This is a genomic window from Actinosynnema sp. (assembly GCF_052038725.1).
On record NZ_JBQGCX010000125.1, the window covers coordinates 1 to 5,440 of the forward strand.

7 protein-coding genes are annotated in these 5,440 nt (G+C 72.9%); all 7 read left to right on the forward strand.

What is annotated here, in order from left to right:
- On the forward strand, positions 1 to 100 hold a 100-nt coding region (locus ACTUAL_RS02395), incomplete at its 5' end, for a 50S ribosomal protein L19 (protein ID WP_440899119.1).
- Between the two features lie 43 nt (positions 101 to 143).
- Complete coding sequence (gene lepB, locus ACTUAL_RS02400; RefSeq protein ID WP_440899117.1) at positions 144 to 1,076, forward strand: signal peptidase I; 933 nt, start codon at positions 144 to 146, stop codon at positions 1,074 to 1,076.
- Positions 1,077 to 1,080: 4 nt separating this feature from the next.
- A complete protein-coding gene (lepB, locus tag ACTUAL_RS02405; RefSeq protein ID WP_096496589.1) occupies positions 1,081 to 1,980 on the forward strand; it encodes a signal peptidase I in 900 nt (299 codons plus the stop codon).
- A gap of 9 nt (positions 1,981 to 1,989) precedes the next feature.
- A complete protein-coding gene (locus ACTUAL_RS02410; protein WP_015804612.1) occupies positions 1,990 to 2,766 on the forward strand; it encodes a ribonuclease HII in 777 nt (258 codons plus the stop codon).
- A gap of 19 nt (positions 2,767 to 2,785) precedes the next feature.
- Positions 2,786 to 3,109 (forward strand): DUF2469 domain-containing protein, encoded by a 324-nt coding sequence (locus tag ACTUAL_RS02415; RefSeq protein ID WP_015804611.1) that lies wholly within the window; start codon positions 2,786 to 2,788, stop codon positions 3,107 to 3,109.
- Positions 3,110 to 3,396: 287 nt separating this feature from the next.
- The gene (locus ACTUAL_RS02420; RefSeq protein WP_015804610.1) at positions 3,397 to 3,750 is read left to right on the forward strand and encodes a YraN family protein; all 354 of its coding nucleotides are present in this window, start codon (positions 3,397 to 3,399) and stop codon (positions 3,748 to 3,750) included.
- Positions 3,750 to 5,270 (forward strand): YifB family Mg chelatase-like AAA ATPase, encoded by a 1,521-nt coding sequence (locus ACTUAL_RS02425; RefSeq protein WP_440899118.1) that lies wholly within the window; start codon positions 3,750 to 3,752, stop codon positions 5,268 to 5,270. Before ACTUAL_RS02420 ends, ACTUAL_RS02425 begins: the two co-directional genes overlap by 1 nt.
- The last annotated feature ends 170 nt before the right edge of the window (positions 5,271 to 5,440 follow it).

Here is a 5,440-nt window from a genome sequence, read left to right on the forward strand (position 1 = left end):
CCGCGGCGACGTGCGCCGCGCGAAGCTCTACTACCTCCGCGACCTGCGCGGCACGGCCGCCAAGATCAAGGAGAAGCGCGACGCGAAGCCGGGCGCCTGAGCCCTTCCCGGCCTCCTGACGCGGTGCTCACGCACGGTGGGTAATGTCTCACCGTGGGACAGACGCCGTGCGGCCCTCATCGGGCGAAGGTGACCAGGATCGTCCCCCCGTGGCCGGGTCCGAGCAGGCCCCGGTCACGGACGGTGGCGGCGCCGAGGAGAAGAAGAAGCAGCCGCTCTGGCGCGAGCTGCTGATCCTGGCGGGCACCGCGCTGGTGCTCACCGTCCTCATCCAGACCTTCCTCGCGCGGGTGTACGTCATCCCCTCGCAGTCGATGGAGCAGACCCTGCACGGGTGCACCGGCTGCCAGAACGACCGCGTGCTCGTGGACAAGCTGACGTACAAGTTCAGCGACATCGAGCCCGGCGAGGTCGTCGTCTTCCGCGGTCCCCCGTCGTGGGGCCAGAACGACTTCTCCTCCAGCCGCTCCGACAACCCCGTCGTGAGCAGCCTCCAGTCGGTCGCCTCCCTGATCGGCCTCGCGCCGCCCGACGAGCGCGACTTCGTCAAGCGCGTCATCGCCACCGGCGGCCAGACCGTCGAGTGCTGCGACGACCAGCACCGGCTCCTGGTGGACGGCAAGCCGCTGGACGAGCCCTACATCTACTGGCAGCCCGGCACGTCCCCCGAGGACCACGAGCCGTTCGCGCCGGTCACCGTGCCCGAGGGCAGCCTGTGGGTGATGGGCGACAACCGCACCAACTCCACCGACTCCCGCAAGCAGGGCGGCGGCGGCGTCAACGGCGCGGTCCCCGAGTCCGAGGTGATCGGCAAGGCGCGCGTCATCGTGCTGCCCCCCTCGCGCTGGCAGGGCATCGGCGACCACAACCCGCAGGCGCAGGCCATCGGCGCGCCCGCCTGGCAGAGCGGCCTCCCGGCGGGGGCGGGCCTCGCGGCGGCCTTCCCGGTCCTGCTCCTCGGCAGGCGGCTGCGCGCCAGGCTGACCAAGGTCACACAGGGGAAGTCGGTAACCTGACTCGGTGTTCTACGTCGGACGTCACCGGCGGCCCTCCGGAGAGGATCCCGAGGAACCGGTCGACGAGGAGGCCGTCCAGCGCTGGCGCGAGCGCGCCCGCAAGGGGCGCAAGGGCGCCTTCTGGAAGGAGCTGCCCGTCCTCGTCCTCGTGGCGGTCGGGCTGGCGTTCCTGATCCAGTCGTTCCTCGCCAGGGTCTACATGATCCCGTCCGAGTCGATGGAGCAGACCCTCCACGGGTGCGCGGGCTGCTACGGCGACCGCGTGCTCGTGGACAAGCTGACCTACCGGTTCACCGACGTCTCGCCCGGTGACGTGATCGTCTTCCACGGGCCGGACTCCTGGGTCAACCAGGAGTTCCACCCGCCGCAGGACACCGGCGGCCTCGCCGGGGTGGTGGCCTCGCTCGGCCAGCTGATCGGGCTGCCCTCGCCGAACGAGGAGGACTTCGTCAAGCGGGTCGTCGCCGTCGGCGGGCAGAGCGTGGAGTGCTGCGACGAGCGGAACCGGGTCAAGGTGGACGGCAAGCCGCTGGACGAGCCGTACGTCTACTGGGAGCCGGGGCGCAGCACCGTCCAGGAGTCGTTCCCGAAGCTGGACGTGCCACCCGGCTACCTGTTCGTGCTCGGCGACAACCGGAACGACTCGTGCGACTCGCGCTGCCAGGGCGACGGGCGCGAGGGCGGGCTGGTGCCGGTGACCGACGTGGTCGGCAAGGCGCGGCTGGTGGTGCTGCCGCCGTCGCGGTGGAAGTCCATCGACGACCACGACCCGCAGGCCGCCGCGATCGGCGCGCCCGCCTGGCAGGACGCGGCGCCGCTCGGCGTCGGGGCCGCCGCCGCGTGGCCGGTGCTGCTGCTGGGCAGGCGCGTGCGCGGGAGGTTCCGGCGGGGTGGGCTGGGATAGGGTCGGCTGGTGATCCGCAAGCCAGTGCGCGCCCAGGTCCGGTCGACCTCGGGCACCTGGGCGTTCCAGGCCGCGCTCGACCGGCGCGGGCTCGGCCCCGTCGCCGGGGTCGACGAGGCCGGTCGGGGCGCGTGCGCGGGGCCACTCGTGGTGGCGGCGGCCGTGCTGCGGACCGGGGACGCGGCCAGGTTCGCGGGGCTCACCGACTCGAAGCTGCTGACCGCCGCCGCGCGCGACCGGATGCACGACCTCGTGCTGGAGCGGGCACTGGACCACGCGGTGGTGGTGGTGCCCGCCGACGAGGTGGACGCGATCGGCGTGCACGTGGCGAACGTCGAGGGGATGCGCCGGGCGGTGGCCCGGCTGGGCACGCACCCCGGCTACGTGCTGACCGACGGGTTCCCGGTGCCGGGGCTGACCGCGCCGAACGCGCCGCTGGTCAAGGGTGACCGGGTGGCCGCCTGCGTGGCCGCGGCGTCCGTGCTGGCGAAGGTCACCAGGGACCGGATCATGGCCGAGCTGCACGAGGAGCTGCCGGTCTACGGCTTCGACGTGCACAAGGGGTACGGCACCGCGGCGCACACCGCGGCGCTGCTGGAACACGGGCCGAGTGGGCAGCACCGCTGGTCGTATGCGAACGTGGCGGCTGCGGCGGCCAGGCTCGGCCTGGAACCACCACCGCACCGGGTGGCGCGCGGCGTCCCCACCGCAGGCGTGGTCCAGAATGGAGGACCCCCGCAGACCGGCGGTGGCAGGCCCGCGACGAGGAGGGGCGCGGATCGATGAACACCCGCGCGGAGGCGTGATGAGTGCAGAGGATCTCGAGAAGTACGAGACCGAGATGGAGCTGTCGCTGTACAAGGAGTACCGCGACATCGTCAACCAGTTCTCGTTCGTCGTGGAGACCGAGCGGCGGTTCTACCTGGCCAACACGGTGGACGTGCAGGTCCGCAACGCGGACGGCGAGGTCTACTTCGAGGTGCGGATGTCCGACGCCTGGGTCTGGGACATGTACCGGCCCGCCCGGTTCGTCAAGAACGTTCGGGTGATCACGTTCAAGGACGTGAACGTGGAGGAGTTGGACAAGCCGGAGCTGAGGCTGCCGGACAGCGGGCCGTTCAACACCTGATCCAGCGCGCGTCGACCGGTCGTCCGGCCGGCCGGTCGCGGTCTCGGTCTCGGCCTCGGGAAGGGGCTCTCCTGCGGGAGGGCCCCTTCCGGTGTTTCCGGGGTCTTCCACGGTCTCCTGCTCCTCCGGGGCTCCACCCCCTCTAGCAGGTTCCGCCGAGTTCCTCCCCGCTCTCTCCACAGCCCGAGGACTTCTCCACAGCCCGCGCTCTCCCCGTCGCCACCCGCTCTCCCGCGGGCGCACAGTCGATCCCGAAGCAGCTTTCCCCTTCTCCTTCGGAGGTCGTCGTGACCGCTTCCCACGTGCTCGGCAGGCTCGGCGAGAGCGTCGCGTGCCGCTACCTGGAGCGCCAGGGCCTGGTGGTGCTGGCCCGGAACTGGCGCTGCGCCTCGGGCGAGCTGGACGTGGTCGCCACGGACGGCGTGCGGCTCGTGGTGTGCGAGGTGAAGTGCCGCTCGGGGTCCGGCCGGGGCGATCCCCTGGAGGCGGCGACGCCCGAGCAGCTCGACCGGGTGCGCCGGACCGCGTACCGGTGGCGCCGCGAGCACCGGCTGTCCGGGGTGGGGGTGCGCGTCGACCTGGTGGGCCTGGAGTGGCCCCCAGGAGGCCCGGTGCGGCTGCGACACGTCAGGGGCGTGTGATGGCGCTGGCGAGGGCGTGGTCGGTGGCGCTGCGCGGTGTGGAGGGCGTGCCCGTCGAGATCGAGGCCGACGTGGGCGCGGGGTCGGTCGGCACCCAGCTGCTCGGCCTGCCCGACGCGGCGCTGCACGAGTCCAAGGACCGGGTGCGCGCGGCCGTGCGCAACAGCGGCCAGCAGTGGCCCGCGCACCGCGTCACCCTGGGCCTGTCCCCGGCGTCGATGCCGAAGGGCGGCACCGGTTACGACGTGGCGCTGGCGTGCGCCGTGCTGGCGGCGGCGCAGGTGGTCCCGCCGGACCGCCTGGAGGGCGTGGCCCTGCTGGGCGAGCTGGCCTTGGACGGCCGGGTCCGCCCGGTGCGGGGCGTGCTGCCCGCTCTGGTGGCGGCCCGCTCGGCGGGTCTGAGGCGGGCCGTGGTCCCCCTGTCCGCCCTCCCCGAGGCGTCCCTGGTGACCGACCTGGACTGCCTGGGCGCTGGTTCCCTCCGCGACGTGATCACCTGGCTGTCCGGCGACGACACCGCGCTGGCGCCACCGGGCCCGCCCACCTGGTCCGACGCCGCGCGGGGCCCGGACCTGGCCGACGTGGTGGGCCAACCGGAGGCGAGGTGGGCCCTGGAGGTGGCCGCGGCGGGCGGCCACCACCTGCTCCTGACCGGCCCGCCGGGCACCGGGAAGACGATGCTGGCCAGACGCCTGGTGACCCTGCTGCCGCCGCTGTCGGTGGAGGAGGCGCTGAGCGTCACGGCGGTCCACTCCGTGGCGGGCCTGCTCACCGAGGAGACCCCGCTGGTGACCACCCCGCCCTTCGTCGCCCCGCACCACTCCACCTCCATCTCGGCCCTGGTGGGCGGTGGTTCCGGCCTGGCGAAACCGGGCGCGGTCAGCCGAGCCCACCGCGGCGTGCTGTTCCTGGACGAGGCGTGCGAGTTCGGCGCCGCCAAGCTCGACTCCCTGCGCACCGCCCTGGAGGAGGGCGAGGTCCGCGTGGCGAGGAGCGACGGCGTGGTCCGCTACCCGGCGGGCTTCCAACTGGTCCTGGCGACGAACCCCTGCCCCTGCGCCCCCGCGAGGGACCTCGACTGCACCTGCCCGTCGGCGGTGCGCCGCAGGTACCAGTCCAAGCTCTCGGGCCCACTGCTGGACCGGGTGGACCTGCGCGTCCCCATGCGCCCCCTGACCGAGGCCACGATCGCCGCCCAGCCCGCCCCACCGGAGTCAACGGCGGTAGTCCGCTCAAGGGTGGCGGAGGCGAGGGCGAGAGCCGTCCACCGCTGGTCGGAGCACGGCTGGCAGTCAAACGCCCAAGTCCCCGGCCCGGTCCTCAGACGCGACCACCCCCTACCCGAAACGACGACCCACGCCCTCCAACTGGCCCTGTCGAGGGGCGCCCTGACCGGAAGAGGCGCGGACCGCTGCCTACGAGTGGCCTGGACCCTCGCAGACCTGGACGGCGCCCCCGAACCGACGAGAGCGCACGTGGCAACAGCCCTGGAATTCCGAGAACGCACCCAACCCTGGTGACCCGCTGACCCGAAGAAGGCCGACATGTCCCAAAACCCCCACCTCGAAGCCGCGAAGCAAGCCCTTTCCCGCCTCCTGACATCCCCCAATCCCCATCTCGACCCCACCGAAGGCAAGCGCTCTCCCACCACCTCTCCCACTTCTCCACCCCCCACCCCACCCACCACCCT